This window comes from Nioella sp., from assembly GCF_964229645.1.
In the GTDB taxonomy this organism is placed as follows: Bacteria; Pseudomonadota; Alphaproteobacteria; order Rhodobacterales; family Rhodobacteraceae; genus Nioella.
In genome coordinates, this window is sequence record NZ_CAXREX010000089.1 from 1 (window position 1) to 2,951 (window position 2,951).

3 protein-coding genes and 1 pseudogene are annotated in these 2,951 nt (G+C 65.4%); 1 reads left to right on the forward strand and 3 read right to left on the reverse strand.

What is annotated here, in order from left to right:
* Positions 1-227 (forward strand): NAD(P)-dependent oxidoreductase (locus tag ACEQXV_RS06030; RefSeq protein ID WP_370268312.1); only part of this gene is annotated, 227 nt, incomplete at its 5' end.
* Here ACEQXV_RS06030 and ACEQXV_RS06035 read toward each other — a convergent pair.
* From ACEQXV_RS06035 to ACEQXV_RS06045, 3 genes and pseudogenes are all read right to left on the reverse strand, one after another.
* The gene (locus ACEQXV_RS06035) at positions 202-1,230 is read right to left on the reverse strand and encodes an AbrB family transcriptional regulator (protein WP_370268313.1); all 1,029 of its coding nucleotides are present in this window, start codon (positions 1,228-1,230) and stop codon (positions 202-204) included. The two genes, ACEQXV_RS06030 and ACEQXV_RS06035, sit on opposite strands and share 26 nt — an antisense overlap.
* Positions 1,231-1,661: 431 nt before the next feature.
* Complete coding sequence (locus ACEQXV_RS06040; protein WP_370268315.1) at positions 1,662-2,468, reverse strand: Pnap_2097 family protein; 807 nt, start codon at positions 2,466-2,468, stop codon at positions 1,662-1,664.
* Positions 2,468-2,951 (reverse strand): annotated as a pseudogene (locus tag ACEQXV_RS06045) (FAD-dependent oxidoreductase); the annotation flags it as partial. The pseudogene ACEQXV_RS06045 and the gene ACEQXV_RS06040, both read right to left, overlap by 1 nt.

Here is a 2,951-nt window from a genome sequence, read left to right on the forward strand (position 1 = left end):
ACGCGGGCCGCCCGGGCATGGCCGCCATCGACGTCTTCGACACCGAGCCGCTGACCGACGCGCATGACCTGCTGCTGTCGCATCCCAACCTGATCGCCACGCCGCATATCGGCTTTGTCACCGAGGACGAGTTCGACAAGCAGTTCGCCGACATCTTCGCGCAGGTGAACGCCTACGCCGCGGGCGCGCCGATCCATATGGTCAATCCTTCCGTCTTCGGTCGATGATCGCGGCCAGCACCGGCGCGCCGACGATCACGATGACGATGCGCGTCAGGTGGTGCGTTATGACAAACCCGAGGTCCGCGCCCGTCACGATGGCCAGCACCGTCATCTCGGCCTGACCGCCGGGCGCGAAGGCAAGGAAAGCGGCAACCGGCTCTCCCAGTCCCAGCCAAGTGACGACACCGGAAAAGACCGCCGCGAGCACGGCCAGCACCATGACGTAGGCGATGCCCGCCGCGACCACGCGGGTCAGTTCCTTCCATGTGACGCCTAGGAACTGCACCCCGATCCCGCAGCCGATGAAGAACTGCGCAAGGAGGATCGCTTCGGCAGGGGGGCGGGCATGGATCACGTCTGTCAGCGACAGCACCGCAGTGACGATCATCGGGCCAAGGATCGATGCGCCGAAAAGGCCGATACGCTCCCCGCCCTTCCAGCCGATCCATGCTGCGGCGACCATGATCAGCAGCTCATGCACCGGCAGGTCGGCAACCGGCACCCCTATGGGATTGGTCAGACCCACGCCGTAGAAATGACCGAGGATGAAGGGGGCGAGCGTCACGATGATCAGCACACGCGTGCCATGGACGAGTGACAGCGCCCGCGGGTTGGCCCCGGCCTCGGTGCCAAAGATCACCATGTCCTGAAGGCCGCCCGGCATGGCGGCATAATAGGCGGTGGGCCCGTCGAACCCCCACAACTTGCGAAAGAACGGCACCCCCACCAGCGCGATCGCCGCAATGAACAGCGGGATCAGGGCGACGGAGACAGCCATGCGGGGCAGTTGGGCGATGACGTCCGGCGTGATGGAGGCACCGACGGCAACGCCGAGAATCGTGCGGGCCGCCACGGAGACCTGCCCGAACCCCTTCAGGGGCAGATGCGCCAGTGCCCCAGCCAGGCAGAAGGCCATCGGGCCGAAGAGAAACGGCAAAGGCAGGCCACCCAGCCAGAACAGCGCCGTTCCAAGCGACGCAAGGGCGAGGGTCAGCGCCCGGCGACGCATTGCGTGATCCAGAAAATGTATGCGCAAACCGGCCTCCCGAGTCTATGGCTACGGCAATGGATACCCATGTATCCATCTGCATACAATATATGTCGGTAGGAATGCTGACCACCGAAAGTGAATGCACCTCTGCAACGCACCGTCGCTTGCCGGATCGCTTGGTGGAGGCCCGGGGACGCAAGCGGGTACCCTCCATCCGGCAGTCGTTCCATCCGACGTTGCGCGGCACTTCGATTATCAGTTCGCGACGCCTGCCCTGATCGTGGGATCGCACGGATCACCGGATTAGGCTGGCCACAGGACTGCCGGGCCGCGGCGGCGAGCCCCACCGGACCGATCAGTCCAACGCGCCGAAGAGGCGGTGGCAGGCGTGCTGCAGTAACGCGTCCGTACGCGAAGTGACCGCAGGGCACGCCGTTGGCGTGCATTGTTCAGGCTCTGGTGTCTTCCCGCTCGGTCCGGATCACGGCTATCGGCGTGTCGTCACCGCGGGTCATGAGCATCTTCTGGCCGTGGCCGAAGACATGGACCGTATCGCCCTGATTGAGGTTGCCGAGGTAGACAACGTCGCGCTTCCGGACCGGCCCAAGGCTCCCCTCCCGGGCATGTGCGGCCGTCTCTGCGATGCGCGAGAAGGCCGGGAAGTACAGCAGCCCTACGGCGTTGAAATCAAGCGCGGGCACCGGCCGTTCAACATGGATCTCGGACCCACGCGTCACGACGGTTCCCCGCAGGCTTTGGGCCCTTTCCCGCGCCTGTCGATCCAGCGCCAGCAGGGCCGGGTCCGCCGGGGGCAGGTGCATCTGGCCCAAGACAGAGTTGCGATAGATCCGCGTGTTGCAGCCCTGCGTGTCATGGCTGACAAAGGTCGAGATCATGGACAATTCGGCAATCACCGCGCCGTCGACCAGCAGCCGGTGCCGCGACCCGGTGCGCGTCTCGGTCACTGCGAACAGCACGGATGCCACCTTTACATCGCGCCCCAGCAACGACGCGGACGGCTGCAAACTCAGCGACGTGGCGCAGAACGCAGCGTAGACCGGCCGCCCGTCTGCCGCGTGGAACACCGCCTCGCGCTGGCCAAGCGCCTTGGCGATCAGTGCCCAATGCTGATCGCCGCAAAAGCGCAGGACCCATTGCTCGGACAGCCCGTCCGGCGACAGCTGCGCCATGCCAAGCTGCAGGTCGGCGCAGATCTCGACCGGCTCGGGGCGGGCCACAAAGGCGACGACCGCCATCAGGCGACCGCCCGCTTGCCGGTATCCTTCAGTTGCGCGGCGATCTGGTCGGCAAGGTAGGCGCTGTCCTCCTCGATCCCCCGGCACCGGCCCGAACCCCAGGTGTTCAGCCAACCCAGGCCGATGAAGTGGAAACCGTGCACATCCGTGACACCGCGGTGGAACTTCGGTTTGCCCCGCGCGTCGAAGACATCGACTTGGATCCAAGAGTAGTCCGGACGGAACCCTATGGCCCAGAGGACCGACGCAATACCGGCCTCCTTGATGTCCAGTTCCGTGCGCTCGGCTTCCGGCTCCCAGACCTTGACGAAAGGGGGCTCTTCGGGCGCGTCGATGCCGGTCCGGGCGATGTAGCTGTCGATCTGGTCGCGGATACCGACATAGCTGCGGTCGGCGTCGTCGAGGTTCTTGGCGAGGTCGGGCAGGAATTCCAGCCTGCACCCGTCCATGTTGGCCAGCGAGCCATACAGCTCGACTCCGTGA

Excerpts from the sequence above, each read along its gene's own strand:
- ACEQXV_RS06040 (WP_370268315.1), bottom strand. The coding sequence starts at position 2,468 with ATGGCGGTCGTCGCCTTTGTGGCCCGCCCCGAGCCGGTCGAGATCTGC.
- ACEQXV_RS06035 (WP_370268313.1), bottom strand. The coding sequence starts at position 1,230 with ATGCGTCGCCGGGCGCTGACCCTCGCCCTTGCGTCGCTTGGAACGGCG.